This window comes from Micromonospora sp. CA-240977 (assembly GCF_050942285.1).
Lineage (GTDB): Bacteria > Actinomycetota > Actinomycetes > Mycobacteriales > Micromonosporaceae > Micromonospora.
In genome coordinates, this window is the sequence record NZ_CP192055.1 from 1,735,459 (window position 1) to 1,750,527 (window position 15,069).

Consider the following 15,069-nt stretch of genomic DNA (forward strand, 5'->3'; position numbering starts at 1 on the left):
CTGAGGAGAATAACCATGACGCGACCTCGTCGTCGTACTCCCATCGTCGCCCTCGTCAGCACTCTTACCCTGCTGCTCACCGCAGCGCTCCTGCCCACCGCCACCACGGTGCCGGCCGCCTCCGCCGCCGGCCCGATCACCCTCATCGCCGCAGCCCCGCACACCGAGGAGTGGGGCGCGGACCTGTCCGTCATCGACCGCGACGACGTCAACGTCCGGCGCACCGCGGCCGGCCTCCGACTCGGCGCGGCTCGGCCCACCGGGCGTGGCGCGGGCAGCCCACACAGCGCGGTCGCCGAGGGGATGCTCCTGACCACACCCCGCACCCTGTCCCGGCCGGCCACCCGCGTCCGCGCCGAGATCAACGCCTCGATCCCCGCCGGCGCCACAGTGGAGGCGCAGGTCCGTGGGTGGCGGGCCGTCGGCTGGACGGAGTGGCGGACCGCCACCGCCGGTGCGATCTTCGACCGGCCGGTCACCCGGGTACAGACCCGGGTGGTGCTCACCGCGCCGCCGGGCGGCGGCACCGCGACGGTACGCGGCGTGCGGCTCAGCGCCGACGCGGCCGCCGCCGTCTCCGCCGCCACGCCCGGCCTCACCTACCGGGTGTACGCCACCCGGATCGGACTCGTCGGCGAACTGACCGCCAACGGCCGGACCGTCCAACCCCGGGACCACTTCGTGGCGCTACCGTCGCGGCGCGGCCTCTCCCCCCTCAACACCGGCGACTACAGCGTGCGGGTCTGCACCACGAGCGGCTCCCGCTGCGAATACGCCCCGGTCTGGGACGTCGGGCCGTGGAACACCCGCGACGACTACTGGAACCCCTCGTCGGTCCGGGAGAACTGGAAGAACCTGCCGCAGGGCCGACCCGAGGCGCAGGCCGCGTACCAGTCCGGCTACAACGGCGGACGGGACCAGTTCGGGCGGACGGTGCTCAACCCGGCGGGCGTCGACCTGGCCGACGGCACCTTCTGGGACGGCCTCCAGTTGACCACCAACGCGTGGGTGGACGTCGCGTACCTGTGGACCGGCGGTGGGCCGCGCGGCGTGGTCGGCGACGGGCCGCTGAACATCCGCGCCGGGGCCAGCACGTCGTACGCGATTCGGGGCCTCGCCGCCCGGTTGGCGCACGTGCCGATCCAGTGTTACGTGACCGGTCAGTCGGTCGCCGGCCCCTACCGCACCACCACCCGCTGGAACCGCCTGGCCACCGGGCAGTACGTCAGCCACGCCTACATCTCCGGCGTGTACGGCGGCAGCGTGCCCGTCTGCTGAGCCACGCTCGCCCGTCGGGCGTCGATCAGGGGCGCTCGTCGGGGCGGGCCGGGCGCACCATGTCCTGGTAGCGCGGGTGGCTGGCACCGTAGACGGCGTAGTTGAGCCGAGCGTGCGAGAGGCTCAGGTCGCCGTTGGGGCCACCCCGGACGGCGTCGGCGTCGGCGTCGGTCTGGCCGTCGTCCGTCCAGAAACAGACCGGGCAGGTCCCCCCACCGGTCCGTGACGCACAGCAGGGACAGCCCACGGGAACCACTTGTTCACCCACCGGGGCAGCATTCCACAGTCGAATATCCGCGGGAAACCCGCAGGACGTCACCCGGGGCCACCCGGAGGAGGTCCACCGCCCGCCCGCCGTTGACCGCGACCGCGACCAGGTCGGCCGAGTCGACGTACACCACCAGGGCATTCGCCGGTGCGTCGCCGAATGTCCGTCCCCGCACGGCCGGTCGGGCCGGCTGCGCACCGGGCGACCCGACCCGCAGTGCCGCCGGCAGCGGGCCGAGCAGGTGCGCCGGCGCGGCCAACTGGACATTGCCGAAGTGGTCCACTGTCAACACCTCGGCGGTGAAACTCTCGTCGTCGATGGTCAGCGTCGGCGTCGGCAGCCGGACCAGGCTCGCCGGATCGACAGCCGGCCCCGCCTCGGCCAGGGGCGCGCCGAGCGCCAGCCGGGCCGCCACCGGCGCGAAGACGTCGCGCCCGTGGAACGTGCCGGACACCCGATCGGCCAGCCAGCTCGGCTCGGACAGCCGCACCGCGGCGGTCACCCCGCCGAGAGCGGCGGCGGCGTCCGGCAGCAGCCCGTTGTCCGGACCGACGAGCAGCCCACCCGGGGTGGCCAGCGCGACGCCCCGTCGGGCGGTACCCACCCCCGGGTCGACCACCGCCACGTGTACACCCACAGGCAGGTGCGGCACCGTCTGCGCCAGCACCGCGGCGCCCCGCCGCACGTCCGCCGGTGGCACCAGGTGGGTCACGTCGATGATCCGTACGGCCGGCGCGAGCCGGGCGATCACCCCGTGGCAGGCGGCCACGAAGCCGTCGGCGAGGCCGTAGTCGGTGGTCAGTGAGATCCAGGGCGTGGCGGACATGCCCGCAGGCTAACCCTCGGCGACGGTACGTCGTTCCAGGACCAACTCGTCGTGCAGCGGTATGCCGTCCTCGCCGACCAGCGGGATCTCCGGCTTGAGCTGGCGGGCGCGGTCCACGGCTCCCCGGTCCACGCGGACCAGCCGCAGGCCGCGCCGCTGGTAGAACCGCAGCGCCCGCAGGTTGTCGTTCGAGGTGATCAGCCACACCCGGGCCAGCCCGGTCTCGGCCGCGATCGACGTCGCCGCCGACAGCAGGGCCGTGCCGACACCCCCGCCGGGCACGGCCGCGACGAGGGTGACCACCTCCAGGCCGTCCTCGTCGACGCGGTAGGTCAGCGCGCCGACCACCTCCGCGGCGTCGTCGACCGCCACAAGCGTCGGCAGGGTACGCACGTCGTGCCGGGTGTCGTGGGCCACCACGTACGGGCCACCCCACTCGCGCTCGTGCAACGCGTCGATCGCGGCCCGCTCGGCAGGTCCCGCCGCCCGTACCTCGAACCCGTCCATGTTCCGCCTCCGCCCTTCGTCGCGTCTGCTCGTCGGCCCCGGAGCGTACCGGCCGACGGGTGGCCGACGTGGGTGGCGAATATGGGACAGCGCGGTGACCGACCGGCCACTCCCGCGCCCGGGTGGCAGCGAGGGAGACTGCCCTTGTGACACATCGGAGCCTGCCCGCCGTCGCGGTCCTGCTTGTCGCCGTCGCCCTCACCGCCGGCTGCGGCGGTGACGACGCCGACCCGCCGAGCGCGGCTCCCACCGCCTCGTCCGACTCGCCAGCGTCGCCCGCGGTGGCCCCGACGGCCGCCGTTGCGCCGAGCGCGCCGACGCCCGCGGTGGCCCCGTCCCGCACCGGCGATGCGCCACCCCCGCCCTCCATCGCTCCGCAGGGGCCCACGCAGCACCGGCCGGCCAGTCCACCGCCGGTGGTGCTGCCCCAACGCCCGGTCGGGGCACCCGGGGCGAAGCAGATCGTCGAGGCGTTCAAGGCCGCCGGCCTGAAGGTGCCGAACCCGAAGGACCGCTCGGTCGACTGCGGACCGGACGGGCTCGGCCTGGGCTGTTCCGAGCTGATCGCCACCGACGCCGTGACGGTGTACGTCTTCCCGGACGAGACAAGCGCCGGCGACATCGCGGAGACCTGGGGTGGCCAGTCGTACCGCCGTGGCGCGGTGGTGCTCAACTACCTCGAGGCGAAGACTCCGGCGGCCGACCGCCCCCGCTACGAGAAGGTCCTCAACGGCGTTCGCTGAGCGCGGGTCCGGGGGAATGCCGGTCTGTGGAGCGGACGGATCAGCCGCGCAGGCGCAGGCCGCGGGGGGTCGCCCGGAAGCCGGCGGCGGTGAGTGCGTCGCGCAGCGGCGAGGAGTGCACCGCCTCGCCGTCGGCCCGCTCCACCGACAACGCGCCCAACGCGCCGGAGTGGACGGCGTCGGCGAGGGCCTTGCCGGCCACCGCGAGCGTGTCGGTGTCGTCGCTGAAGGACAGCAGCGTCCGGCCGCCGCGTTCCACGTACAGCACCAGGTCGCCGCCGACCTGCACCACAAGCGCACCAGCCTTGCGGCCGGCCCGGTGCCCGGTCGCCGGGGCGGCCCCGTCGCCGGAGTCGACAACCCGGTCCGGCCAGGGCAGCGCCGCGCCGTACGGGTTGGCCGGGTCGGTGGCGGCGAGGACGGTGGCCGGTGCTCCCCGACCTCGGGTGCCGTCCATCGGATCGGCCAGTGCGCGCAGCCGGTCCACCGCGCCGGGCACCGCGAACTGCGCCGCGCCCAGCCCCTCGACGAAGTAACCGCGGCGGGCCGCGCCGCGCTCCTCCAGCGCCGACAACACCGGGTAGACCGCCGAGAACCCACCGACCACCTGCTCGGCCATCACCGCGCCGCGGGTGACGACCCCGTGCCGTTCCAGCAGCACGTCGGCGAGGGCGGCGGCGCGCCGGGTCGGGTCGACGTCGCGCTCCGGCAGGCGCGACCAGCGGCCGGCGACGGTCGGCGGGCCACCCCGGGTGGGCAGCGCCGCCCGGCCGGGCCGCCGGTAACGGGTGCGCGGCGCGGATGGCCGGGCACGGTGCGCGCCACCCGCACCGAGCACCGCGCGCAGCGGGGCGAGGGTGTCGTTGGTGAGGTGCCCGGCCCAGACCAGGTCCCAGATCACCCCGGTCAGGACGGCGTCGTCGGTCGCGCCGACGCGGTCGGCCAGCGGCCGGAAGAACAGCGCCTGCCCGTCGCCGAGCGCGTCGAGCACCGCGTCGTGCAACGGGGTGCGGGTCAGCGCCTCGTCCGGCGGCGGGAGCAGCAGCGGGGCGGTGTCCGCGTACGCCAGGGTGACCCAGCCGTCGCCCCCGGAGATCGCCCCCGACCCGGCCCAGAGCACCTCCCCGCTGGCGCACAGCTCGTCGAGGTGGGCGGGGGAGTAGTCGGCGACCCGACCGGGCAGCACCAGCCGCTCCAGCGCGGACGCCGGCACCGCCGCGCCCTGCAACTGCTCCACCGTCGCGGCCAGCGCCTCCACCCCTCGGGCGGACGAGCCCACCTGCTGCCAGCGGGGCAGGAACGTGGCCAGCGCCCGGGGCGGCACCGGCTCGATCTCCCGGCGCAGCGCCGCGAGCGAGCGGCGGCGCAGCATCCGCAGCACCTCGGCGTCGCACCACTGGGCGCCGCTCGAATCCGGTGTGAACTCCCCGGAGACCACCCGCCCGGTGGCGCCGAGCCGGCGCAACGCCTGCTCGACGACGAACACGCCGAGCCCGAAGCGGGCCGCGCAGCTGGCCGCGGCGAACGGCCCGTGGGTGCGGGCGTAGCGGGCCACCAGGTCACCGAGCGGGTCGACAACCGGGGCGAGGTACGCCTCGGCCACCCCGACCGGCAGCGCCACGCCGAGGGCGTCGCGCAGCCGGGCGGCGTCCTCGACACCCACCCAGCGCTGCTCGCCGGCGATCCGGACCCGCAGCACCCGGCGGGCCGCTTCCAACTCGGTAAGCCAGGTCTCCGGCACACCTCGCTCGGTCAACTCGGCGTCGCTCAGGTCACCGAGCACCCGCAGCAGCTCGACCACGTCCTCCGCGTCGCGGGGGCGGCGCTGCTCGGTCAGCCACCGCAGCTGCCGGTCGGTCTCGGCGAGCACTGCGGGGTCGAGCAACTCGCGCAGGTCGACCCGGCCGAGCAGCTCACCCAGCAGGGTGGAGTCCAGGGCGAGCGCGGCGGCACGCCGCTCCGCCAACGGGGCGTCGCCCTCGTAGAGGAACGCGCCGACGTAGCCGAAGAGCAGCGACCTGGCGAACGGGGACGGCGCGCTCGTCTCGACCTCGACCAGCCGCACCTTCCGGCTGGCCAGGTCGCGCATCAGCCCGGCCAGCGCCGGCTGGTCGAAGACGTCCTGGAGACACTCCCGGGCGGCCTCCAGGGTGACCGGGAAGTCCGCGTACTCGCGGGCGACGTCGAGCAGTTGCGCGGCGCGCTGCCGCTGCTGCCACAGCGGTTGGCGGCGGCGCGGGTCGCGGCGGGGCAGCAGCAGTGACCGGGCGGCGCACTCGCGGAAGCGCGCGGCGAACAGCGCGGAGGTGCCGACCGACTCCTCCACCAGTTGGGTGATCTCGTCGGGCTCGAAGACCACCACGTCGGCGCCGGGCGGCTCGTCGGCCGTGTCCGGCAGTCGCACCACGATGCCGTCGTCGGAGGGCATCACCTGGGCGTCCACCCCGTACCGCTCGGCCAGCCGGCGGCCCACCGCGAGGGCCCACGGCCCGTTGACCCGGGCACCGAGGACGCTGTGCACGGCGAGCCGCCAGTCGCCCAGCTCGTCGCGGAACCGCTCGACCACGACGGTGCGGTCGTCGGGCAGCGAGCGGGTGGCCTCCCGCTGCTCGCGCAGGTAGGCCATCAGGTTGCCGGCGGCCCAGTCGTCCAGGCCGCCGTCACGCAGCGCGGCCAGCGCCGCCTCGTCGCTCTGTCGCAGCAGGGTGCGCACCCGGGCGCCGATGGCCCGGCCCAGCTCCACCGGCCGGCCCAGCTGGTCGCCCTTCCAGAAGGGCATCCGGGCGGCCTGGCCGGGGGCGGGCGAGACCAGCACCCGGTCGGGGGTGATCTCCTCGATGCGCCAGGAGGAGGAGCCGAGCAGGAAGACGTCGCCGACCCGGGACTCGTAGACCATCTCCTCGTCCAGCTCGCCGACCCGGGCAGCGCGTTCGGCGCCGGCCAGGAAGACACCGAACAGCCCTCGGTCCGGGATGGTGCCGCCGCTCGTCACCGCCAGTCGCTGCGCGCCGGGACGGCCGGTGAGCAGGTCGGTGGCCCGGTCCCAGACCAGTCGGGGGCGTAGCTCGGCGAACGCGGTGGACGGGTAGCGGCCGGAGAGCATGTCCAACACGGCGTGCAGCGCGGAGTCGGGCAGCTCGGCGAAGGGCGCGGCCCGGCGGACCAGCACCGCCAGGTCGCCGAGCGGCCACGGCTCCAGTGCCACCATCGCGACGATCTGCTGGGCCAGCACGTCGAGGGGGTTGCGCGGGTAGTGCAGCTCCTCGATCGCGCCGTCGGTCATCCGTTCGGCGACCACCGCGCAGGAGAGCAGGTCGCCGCGGTGCTTGGGGAAGACCACGCCCCGGGAGACCGCGCCCACCTGGTGCCCGGCCCGGCCGACCCGTTGCAGCCCGGCGGCCACGCTCGGCGGGGCCTCGATCTGCACCACCAGGTCGACGGCGCCCATGTCGATGCCCAGCTCCAGGCTGGAGGTGGCCACCACCGCCGGGAGCTGACCGGACTTGAGCGCCTCCTCGATGTGCTTGCGCTCCTCCCGGGAGACGCTGCCGTGGTGGGCGCGGGCGATCACCGGCGCCGCGCCGGCCGCCGCGCCGGACTGGGCCATCACCTCGGCCGGCGGCCGGTTGCGCACCGGACCGGCGGGATCACCCCACCGCTGCGCGCCGGAGGCCGGGTCGACGTCGCCCGAGGACCACCCCTCCGGTACGCCGAGCGCGCTCTCACCCGAGGCGGCGGCCACCGCTTCGGCGGCCAGTTCGTTGAGCCGGGCGCAGAGACGCTCGGCGCTGCGGCGGGAGTTGGTGAAGACGATTGTCGAGCGGTGCTGCCCGATGAGGGTGAAGACCCGCTCCTCGACGGCCGGCCAGATCGAGGCGCGGCGTGGCCCGGGGCCGCCCAGGTCGTCCTCCGGTGGCTGCTCCTGCTCGTCCAGGCGGGTCATGTCCTCCACCGGGACCTGCACGCTGACCTCGATGGTCTTGGGCGTGGCCGGCTGCACGACGTCGACCGGGCGGGCGCCGCCGAGGAACTGCGCGCAGGCGTCGATCGGCCGGACGGTGGCGGAGAGGCCGATGCGCTGCGCCGGAGCGGGCAGCAGCTCGTCGAGGCGTTCGAGGGAGAGGGCGAGGTGGGCGCCGCGTTTGCTGCCGGCCACCGCGTGCACCTCGTCGACGATCACCGTCTGGACGCCGCGCAGCGAATCGCGGGCGGCGGACGTGAGCAGCAGGAACAGCGACTCGGGCGTGGTGATGAGGATGTCCGGTGGGGTGCGGGCGAAGGCTCGCCGCTCGTCGGCGGGCGTGTCGCCGGTGCGCATGCCGACGGTGATGTCGGGCGGCGCCACGCCCAGCCGGGTGGCCGCCTGCCGGATGCCGGCCAGCGGGGCGCGCAGGTTGCGTTCCACGTCGACGGCGAGGGCCTTGAGGGGGCTGACGTAGAGCACCCGGCAGCGCTGCCGCGCCTCGGCCGGTGCGGGCTCGCGGGCCAGCCGGTCCAGTGACCAGAGGAAGGCCGCGAGCGTCTTGCCGGAACCGGTGGGTGCGACAACGAGGGCGTTGCGGCCGGCGGCCACCGACCGCCAGGCTCCGGTCTGCGCGGCGGTGGGGGCGGCGAAGGCCGCCTCGAACCAGGCGCGGGTGGCCGGGCCGAAGTCGGCGAGCACCGCGCCGGCGTCTGCGTCTGCCCCGGTCACCGGTCCATCCTGCCCCGCCGGTACGACAACGACGACCGACCGACGGTGGTATGTGCCGGACAAAAGCAAAAAGCATGGAACGTGCGCTTAATACGTTAAGTCTCACTTAACTGCTTGCTTGTAAGGAGCAACATAAAGTAACTTCACTGCCAACGCGAACCGGGGTGAGGGGGTTTGATGGCCGGCGAGCAGCACACCGTCGAACCTGGCACCGACGTGCTGATTCGCAAGGTCGACAGCCACCTCGCCGCGCTGCGCGGCGGTTTGCACGGCGCCGAGTTCGAGCTCGCCGAGCGCCTCGCCCGCTGCCTGCGGGAGCTGGTCCTGTGCACCGCCCAGGCCAGCGCCGCCGATCGCGGCCAGGTCCGCGCCGCCGTCCACTACTTCGTGCTGCGCCGGGAGAGCCGTGGTCGGTTGCTCTCGGTGCGGTCGCTGGCCGCCGCGGAACGGGTGGTCGACCGGGTGGCACGCCAACTCGGCCGCGCCGACCTGCTGGCCGAGCTGCGCGAGGACCGACCCATGCCAGGCCGGCTGGGGTAGCGGGGGAATTCCGGCAAAACCGCCCGAAGGGCGATGAACTGGCGTCTGATCGCTGCTAGGGGCCGCCGCTGCACGGGCGTCGGCCACCTGGATCGGGAGCGCAGGTGCTGGTACTGCTCGTCCTCCACCTCGTGGCGGCCCTCGTCGCACCCCTGCTCGTCAAGTGGTGGGGACCCCGTGCGTGCTACCCGCTGGCGCTGGCGCCGGCTGCCGCCTTCTGCTGGGCGTTGGCCCGCACCCCGGCCGTCGGCGACGGCGGGGCGGTGGTCGAGACGTACCCGTGGATCCGGCAGTTGGGCCTCGACATCGCGTTTCGGCTCACCACGCTCTCCTGGCTGATGACACTGCTGATCGGGGGCGTCGGCGCGCTGGTGCTGGTCTACAGCGCCCGCTACTTCGGCGCCGGGTCGAACGGGCTGGCACAGTACGTCGGGGTCCTGGTCGCCTTCGCCGGCGCGATGCTCGTCCTGGTCTTCGCCGACGACCTGCTGCTGCTCTACGTCGGCTGGGAACTGACCACGATCTTCTCGTACCTGCTGATCGGGCACAGCACCGAGCGGCGGGCCAGCCGGTGGGCGGCGGCGCAGGCGCTGACCGTCACCACGCTGGGCGGGCTCGCCATGCTGCTCGGGTTCATCATGCTGGGCGTGCACGCCGGCACCTACCGCTGGTCGGAGATCGCCGCCCAGCCACCGCCCGGCGGCGGGTACCTGGTGGTCGCCGTGCTGCTGATCCTGGCCGGCGCGCTGTCCAAGTCGGCGGTGCTGCCGTTCAGCTCCTGGCTGCCGGTCGCGATGGCGGCGCCCACGCCGGTCAGCGCGTACCTGCACGCCGCCGCCATGGTCAAGGCCGGTGTCTACCTGGTCGGGCTGCTTGCGCCGGTGCTCGCCACGGTCGGCCCGTGGCGGCCGGTGGTGCAGGTCGCCGGGGTGGCGACCATGCTGCTCGGCGGTTGGGCCGCGCTGCGGCAGACCGACCTCAAGCTGCTGCTGGCGTACGGGACGGTCAGCCAACTCGGGCTGCTGGTCGCGGTGACCGGCTCGGGTACCCCGGACGCCGCCCTGGCCGGCACCGCGATGCTGGTGGCACACGCCCTGTTCAAGGCGGCGCTGTTCCTTGTCGTCGGCATCATCGATCACGAAGCCGGCACCCGTGACCTGCGCGAGCTGACCGGGCTGCGGCACTGGTCCCGGCCGCTGTTCGTGGTCGCCGTGCTGGCTGCGGCGTCGATGGCCGGGGTGCCGCCGCTTGTCGGCTTCGTCGCCAAGGAGGCGGTGTTCGGGGCGTTCACCGACCAGCCGCTGCTCCTCACCGGCCTGGTCGCCGGCACGGTGCTCACCGTCGCGTACAGCGCCCGCTTCCTCTGGGGCGCGTTCGCCGACCGGCCGGGTGTGGAACCGGTCCCGCCGGGGCCGATCGCCGCGTCACTGCTGGTGCCCCCCGCCGTCCTCGCCGGGGTCGGGCTGCTCGCCGGCCCGGCCGCGAGCGTGCTGGACGACCTGCTGCGCCCGTACGCCGATCTGCTCGGTGGGGTCGACGCGCACCTGGCGCTCTGGTCCGGGCCGACCCCGGCGCTCGGACTGTCCGTGCTGGCGCTCGCCGGCGGCGGCCTGCTCTTCGCCGTGCGCGGGCCGCTCGCCCCGGTGCTGGCCCGGCTCCGCGCGCCGGTGGGCGGCAACCAGGGGTACGAGTGGATCGTGGGCCGTTTCGACAGGTTGGCCATCGAGGTCACCGGCGCGACGCAGCGCGGCTCCCTGCCGCAGTATCTGGGCATCATTTTGGTCTCCCTGGTGCTGGTGCCCGGTGCGGCGATGCTCTCCGCCGGCCCGTGGCGGGCCCGGATCCCGCTCTGGGACAACCTGCTCCAACCGGTGGTCGTGCTGGTGATCGCGGTCGCCGCGGTGCTGGCGGTCGGTGCCCGTCGTCGCCTGACCGCGATGTTGCTGGTGGGGATGACCGGCTACGGCACCGCGATGCTCTTCGTCCTGCACGGCGCGCCCGACCTGGCGCTCACCCAGTTCCTGGTAGAGACCGCGACGATCGCGGTCTTCGTGCTGGTGCTGCGTCGCCTGCCGGAGCGGTTCTCGGCCCGTCCGCTGCGGCGGACCCGCTGGGCCCGCCGGGCGATCGGGGTGGCGGTGGGCGTGGTGGCCGCCGGGTTGGCCCTCACCGCCGCCGGGGCCCGCCGGGCGCCGGACATCTCCGCCGCCTTCCCGGATCTGGCGGTGGCCCAGGGGTACGGCCGCAACGTGGTAAACGTGACCCTTGTCGACATCCGGGCCTGGGACACCATGGGGGAGCTGGCGGTGCTGGTGGTGGCCGCGACCGGGGTGGCCAGCCTGATCTTCGAGCGGTCCCGGACCGGGCCGCGACCGCGCCGGCCGGAGTCGGATCAGCGGGTGGACGAACCCGGCCGGCCGGTGTGGCTGCGGGGTGGCCCCACTCTCCACGAGGAGCGCCGCTCGATCGTGTTGGAGGTGGTCACCCGGCTGATCTTCCACACGGTGGTGCTGTTCTCCCTGTTCCTGCTCTTCTCCGGGCACAACGCGCCGGGCGGCGGTTTCGCCGGTGGTCTGGTGGCGGGTCTCGCCCTGGTGGTCCGTTATCTGGCCGGCGGCCGGTACGAGCTGACCGAGGCGGCCCCGATCGGCGCCGGCGCGATCCTCGGCGCCGGGCTGGTCCTGGCGGTGGGCAGCGGAGTGGTGGGGCTGCTGGCCGGCGGGTCGGTGCTGGAGAGCGCCAAGATCGACCGGTCGCTGCCGTTGGTCGGTGACGCCCACCTGGTCACATCGCTCTTCTTCGACATCGGTGTGTACCTGGTCGTGATCGGGCTGGTGCTGGACATCCTGCGCAGCCTCGGCGCCGAGGTGGACCGGCACATCGAGGCCACCGGGACGGCCGCCGGTGGCCTGGCCGTCGACAAGGGGGACCGGTGAGCGCGAGGAGTGAGCCGGTCCTGCGAGCCCCGCAGTCGCGAACAAGGGGGGCACGGCCATGACCGAGAGCGACGCGGGACCGACGCTGGTGCTGGTGCTGGCTGTCGCGGTGCTCGTCGGTTGCGGGGTGATCCTGCTGTTGGAGCGCAGCCTGACCCGGATCCTGCTCGGGGTGATCCTGCTCGGCAACGGGGTGAACCTGCTGATCCTGCTGGGCGGGCGGTCGGGCGGGGCGCCGATCGTCGGCACCGGTGCGGTGCGGCGGATGAGTGATCCGCTGCCGCAGGCGATGGTGTTGACCGCCATCGTGATCACCTTCGGGTTCACCGCGTTCCTGCTCGCGGTGGCGTACCGCAGTTGGTATCTGACCGGCGACGACGAGGTGCCCGACGACCTGGAGGACCGGCAGATCATCCGCCGGGCGGTGCGGAACGAGGCGGGCGCTGTCGACCACGGCGGAGAGGGCCCGAACGGCGACCCGGAGCAGGTCGATCCCGAGCCCGCCCGCCGCCGGCTCCGCCGCGGGGAGGAGGCGTGATGAGCGCGCTGGTGCCACTGCCGGTGGTGGTGCCGCTGCTCGGTGCGGCACTGACGCTGCTGCTGGCCGGGAAGCCCCGACTCCAGCGCTCGATCAGCGTGTCCTGCCTGGGCGGCACGCTGACCGTGGCGTTGCTGCTGCTCGTGCAGGCGTACCGGCACGGGCCGGTGGTGGTGGCGGTCGGTGGGTGGCCGGCGCCGGTGGGCATCGTGCTGGTCGCCGACCAACTCGCCGCGCTGATGGTGGTGGTCTCGTCGGCGGTGACCCTCTGCGTGCTGCTGTACTCGATCGGCCAGGGTCGCAGCGAGACGAGCGAGTCCAGCCCGGTGGAGATCTTCCACCCGACGTACCTGGTGCTCACCGCGGGCGTCACCAACGCGTTCCTGGCCGGTGATCTGTTCAACCTCTTCGTCGGCTTCGAGATCCTGCTGGCCGCGAGCTTCGTGCTGATCACCCTGGGTGGCACCGAGACCCGGATCCGGACCGGGTCGACGTACGTGGTGGTCAGCATCCTCTCCTCGATGATCTTCCTGACCGGTGTGGGTCTGGTGTACGCGGCCACCGGCACGCTCAACCTGGCCCAACTCGCGCAGCGTCTCGACGACCTGCCCGACGGCGTCCGACTGGCCCTGGAGCTGATGCTGCTCCTGGCGTTCGCGATCAAGGCGGCGGTCTTTCCGCTGTCGGCCTGGCTGCCGGACAGCTATCCGACCGCACCGGCACCGGTCACCGCCGTCTTCGCGGGTCTGCTCACCAAGGTGGGCGTCTACGCGATCATCCGCACCGAAACGTTGCTGTTTCCCGGTGGCCATGCCGGCGTGCTGCTCATGGTCGTCGCCGGGCTGACCATGGTGATCGGCATCCTCGGCGCGGTGGCCCAGTCCGATCTGAAGCGGCTCTTCTCGTTCACCCTGGTCAGCCACATCGGTTACATGATCTTCGGAGTGGCGTTGAGCACCGCCGCCGGGCTCTCCGGCGCGATCTTCTACGTGGTGCACCACATCACCATCCAGACCACCCTGTTCCTCGTGGCCGGGCTGGTGGAGGAGCGCGCCGGCAGCACCGACCTGCGCCGCATCGGCGGGTTGGCCCGGGTGGCGCCGCTGCTCGGGGTGCTGTTCTTCGTGCCGGCCATGAACCTCGCCGGGGTGCCGCCGTTCTCCGGTTTCCTCGGCAAGCTCGGCCTGCTCCAGGCCGGGGTGGCGGCGGGCGGTCCGCTGCCCTGGGTGCTTGTCGCGGCGGGCACGCTGACCAGCCTGCTCACCCTCTACGTGGCGTCCCGGGTGTGGAACATCGCCTTCTGGCGGGCGCCCCGACTGGCCACCAGCGAGCCGGCCGTCCGGCTGCCGAGGCTGATGGTCGGTGCCACCGTGGCCCTTGTCGTCCTCGGGCTGGCGCTGACCGTGCTGGCCGGTCCGCTTCTCGACGTCACCGCGGATGCCGCCGCCGACCTGCGGCTGCGCACCCCGTACGTGCATGCCGTGCTGCCGGGGAGCGTGCCGTGACCGGCCCCCCTGAGCCGACCCCCGACGCCCCCGCGCCCACAGTGGTGGGGCGCGGCCGGCTCGGCCGTTGGCGCGACCAGGTGCTGGCGCTCGGGTGGCTGGTGGTGGTCTGGAACCTGCTCTGGGGTGACATCAACTGGGCGAACGTTCTCGGCGGCCTGCTGGTGGGCGGCGCGGTGCTTGTCTTCTATCCACTGCCGGCGGTCAGCTTCGGCGGCCGGCTGCGGCCCGGGGCGCTGCTGGTGTTCGCCGGCCGGTTCGTCGTCGAGCTGGTCAGCGCGAGCCTGCACGTCGCCCGGATCGCCGTGCAGCCCGGCTACCGGCCGCGGGGGGCGATCATCGCGGTCCGGCTGCGGGTGTCCACCGACCTGAATCTGGCGCTCACCGCCGAGGCGGTCTCGTTGGTGCCCGGCACGCTGATCCTCGAGGTGGACCGGGACACCGGCACGCTCTACCTGCACGTGCTCGACACCCACGGGGCGGCGGACCTCGACGTGGCCCGCGAACGCACCCGGGTCGTCGAACGGCGGATCATCCGCGCGGTGGGCTCCGCCGCCGAACTGCGCCGCGTCGAGACCGACCGATCCGAGAGGGGAACCAGCCTGTGACCACGTTCCTGGCCGTCGTCCTTACCGTCCTGCTGTCGGTGACCGCGCTGCTCGCGCTGACCCGCCTGTACCGGGGCCCGTCGCTGGTGGACCGGGTGATCGCCGCGGACATGCTGCTCGCCACCATGGTCGGCGCGGTGGGCGCCGAGGCGGCGGTCAACCGGCATGCCACCACGCTGCCCGTGCTTGTGGTGCTCTCCCTGCTCGGCTTCGTGGGCTCGGTGTCACTTGTCCGTTTCGCCGTCCGGGAGCAGCAGTGATCGCGACGATCGCGGACTGGCTCGGCGCCGGTTGCCTGGTGGCCGGCGCGCTGCTCGCCCTGGCCGCCGGGGTCGGCGTGCTGCGTTTCCCGGACGCGCTGTCCCGGATGCACGCGGCCACCAAGCCGCAGGTGCTCGGGGTGCTCCTGTTGCTGTTGGGCATCGCGTTGCGGCTGCGCTCTCCGGCGGACCTCGGCATGGTCCTGCTGGTGGCGGTCTTCCAGTTGGCGACCGCGCCGGTCGCGGCCCAGATGATCGGGCGGGCCGCGTACCGGTCGGGACGGCTGGACCGGAGTCTGCTCGACGCCGACGAGTTGGCCGACCGTGGCCCGGGTGGCGAGTCGGCCGAACCGGCGTGACGACGGCC

13 protein-coding genes are annotated in these 15,069 nt (G+C 73.9%); 9 read left to right on the top strand and 4 right to left on the bottom strand.

What is annotated here, in order from left to right:
- The first annotated feature begins 15 nt into the window (after positions 1 to 15).
- Positions 16 to 1,278: a hypothetical protein gene (locus tag ACQPWW_RS08120; RefSeq protein ID WP_433130670.1), complete on the top strand. Its 1,263-nt coding sequence runs from the start codon at positions 16 to 18 to the stop codon at positions 1,276 to 1,278.
- A gap of 25 nt (positions 1,279 to 1,303) precedes the next feature.
- Here ACQPWW_RS08120 and ACQPWW_RS08125 read toward each other — a convergent pair whose 3' ends face one another.
- The 3 genes from ACQPWW_RS08125 to ACQPWW_RS08135 are packed head-to-tail and all read right to left on the bottom strand — an operon-like array spanning position 1,304 to position 2,879.
- On the bottom strand, positions 1,304 to 1,546 hold the full coding sequence (locus ACQPWW_RS08125; RefSeq protein ID WP_110566168.1) for a CPCC family cysteine-rich protein: 243 nt from the start codon (positions 1,544 to 1,546) through the stop codon (positions 1,304 to 1,306).
- Positions 1,539 to 2,372 (bottom strand): SAM hydrolase/SAM-dependent halogenase family protein, encoded by an 834-nt coding sequence (locus tag ACQPWW_RS08130; protein WP_433130672.1) that lies wholly within the window; start codon positions 2,370 to 2,372, stop codon positions 1,539 to 1,541. The genes ACQPWW_RS08125 and ACQPWW_RS08130 overlap by 8 nt, the downstream gene beginning before the upstream one ends.
- Positions 2,373 to 2,381: 9 nt before the next feature.
- Complete coding sequence (locus ACQPWW_RS08135) at positions 2,382 to 2,879, bottom strand: GNAT family N-acetyltransferase (protein ID WP_433130674.1); 498 nt, start codon at positions 2,877 to 2,879, stop codon at positions 2,382 to 2,384.
- A gap of 146 nt (positions 2,880 to 3,025) precedes the next feature.
- Between ACQPWW_RS08135 and ACQPWW_RS08140 the strand changes: the two genes are divergently transcribed.
- Positions 3,026 to 3,622 (top strand): hypothetical protein, encoded by a 597-nt coding sequence (locus ACQPWW_RS08140; RefSeq protein WP_433130676.1) that lies wholly within the window; start codon positions 3,026 to 3,028, stop codon positions 3,620 to 3,622.
- 40 nt (positions 3,623 to 3,662) lie between these two features.
- On the opposite strand, the gene ACQPWW_RS08145 is transcribed toward ACQPWW_RS08140, so the two are convergent.
- Entirely contained in the window at positions 3,663 to 8,315 is a 4,653-nt protein-coding gene (locus ACQPWW_RS08145) for an ATP-dependent helicase (protein WP_433130678.1), read from the bottom strand.
- Positions 8,316 to 8,492: 177 nt separating this feature from the next.
- On the opposite strand from ACQPWW_RS08145, the gene ACQPWW_RS08150 reads away from it, so the two are divergent.
- The 7 genes from ACQPWW_RS08150 to mnhG all read left to right on the top strand — a co-directional run bounded on the left by ACQPWW_RS08150 (position 8,493) and on the right by mnhG (position 15,061).
- Positions 8,493 to 8,855 (top strand): hypothetical protein, encoded by a 363-nt coding sequence (locus ACQPWW_RS08150; protein ID WP_433130680.1) that lies wholly within the window; start codon positions 8,493 to 8,495, stop codon positions 8,853 to 8,855.
- A gap of 104 nt (positions 8,856 to 8,959) precedes the next feature.
- Positions 8,960 to 11,791, top strand: a complete 2,832-nt coding sequence (locus ACQPWW_RS08155) for a Na+/H+ antiporter subunit A (RefSeq protein ID WP_433130682.1) — start codon at positions 8,960 to 8,962, stop codon at positions 11,789 to 11,791.
- A gap of 58 nt (positions 11,792 to 11,849) precedes the next feature.
- Positions 11,850 to 12,329: a Na(+)/H(+) antiporter subunit C gene (locus ACQPWW_RS08160; RefSeq protein ID WP_433130684.1), complete on the top strand. Its 480-nt coding sequence runs from the start codon at positions 11,850 to 11,852 to the stop codon at positions 12,327 to 12,329.
- Entirely contained in the window at positions 12,329 to 13,834 is a 1,506-nt protein-coding gene (locus tag ACQPWW_RS08165; RefSeq protein WP_433130686.1) for a Na+/H+ antiporter subunit D, read from the top strand. Before ACQPWW_RS08160 ends, ACQPWW_RS08165 begins: the two co-directional genes overlap by 1 nt.
- A complete protein-coding gene (locus ACQPWW_RS08170) occupies positions 13,831 to 14,442 on the top strand; it encodes a Na+/H+ antiporter subunit E (RefSeq protein ID WP_433130688.1) in 612 nt (203 codons plus the stop codon). The genes ACQPWW_RS08165 and ACQPWW_RS08170 overlap by 4 nt, the downstream gene beginning before the upstream one ends.
- The gene (locus tag ACQPWW_RS08175) at positions 14,439 to 14,702 is read left to right on the top strand and encodes a monovalent cation/H+ antiporter complex subunit F (protein WP_433130690.1); all 264 of its coding nucleotides are present in this window, start codon (positions 14,439 to 14,441) and stop codon (positions 14,700 to 14,702) included. Before ACQPWW_RS08170 ends, ACQPWW_RS08175 begins: the two co-directional genes overlap by 4 nt.
- Complete coding sequence (mnhG, locus tag ACQPWW_RS08180) at positions 14,702 to 15,061, top strand: monovalent cation/H(+) antiporter subunit G (protein ID WP_433134210.1); 360 nt, start codon at positions 14,702 to 14,704, stop codon at positions 15,059 to 15,061. The genes ACQPWW_RS08175 and mnhG overlap by 1 nt, the downstream gene beginning before the upstream one ends.
- Positions 15,062 to 15,069 lie beyond the last annotated feature (8 nt).